This is a genomic window from Brachyspira pilosicoli (genome assembly GCF_036997485.1).
GTDB lineage: Bacteria > Spirochaetota > Brachyspiria > Brachyspirales > Brachyspiraceae > Brachyspira > Brachyspira pilosicoli_C.
In genome coordinates this window covers 1-554 of the sequence record NZ_JAWLPU010000010.1, presented here as the reverse complement: position 1 = coordinate 554, position 554 = coordinate 1, and the positions used below count along the sequence as shown (strand labels likewise).

The following is a 554-nucleotide window of genomic DNA, read 5'->3' as shown; positions in this document are numbered from 1 at the left end:
GTAGTTACTTACAGCTTCATTTAGGCTGTTATAGAAACCTTCTAAGTCTTTACTTATGCCATTGCTTATTTTTTCATCTAATGATGATATCTTACTCTCTACACTGCCAACTCTCTCTTCTAACCTATCGTATATAGCTTTCTCTTTTATTTCTAACTCATTCATCATAGAAGATAATAACTCTTCTTTCTTACTGTCTGTATCTTTTATGTAGTTTTCTATACTATTTTTAGCTTCTTCCAATTCTGACAATAATCTATTTATATCGCCTTCTTTGTAATTATCTACGCTTGATGACAAATTATCTACTTTAGCTCTTAATTCTTCTAAATAATTCTCAAACTCAAGCTCTCTCTCATATTTTATACTATCCAACTCTGCTCTCAATTCTGTAGAATACAAACTTCTTATTCTTGTGCTGTCTGACCAAGTATCTTCAAAATATTCAATACGCTTATCTAATCTATCTCTGAAATCTCTATTCTCTTTCTCTAAATTGTCAAATAAATTATTAAGTTTAGATAACTCTTCACTAAATAAATCTTTTACACTGG

General features: G+C 29.4%; 1 protein-coding gene. It reads right to left on the bottom strand.

Annotation, left to right across the window (positions count from 1 at the left end):
* Positions 1–554: hypothetical protein (locus R4I97_RS12030; protein ID WP_335785279.1), on the bottom strand; the 554-nt coding region annotated here is incomplete at both ends.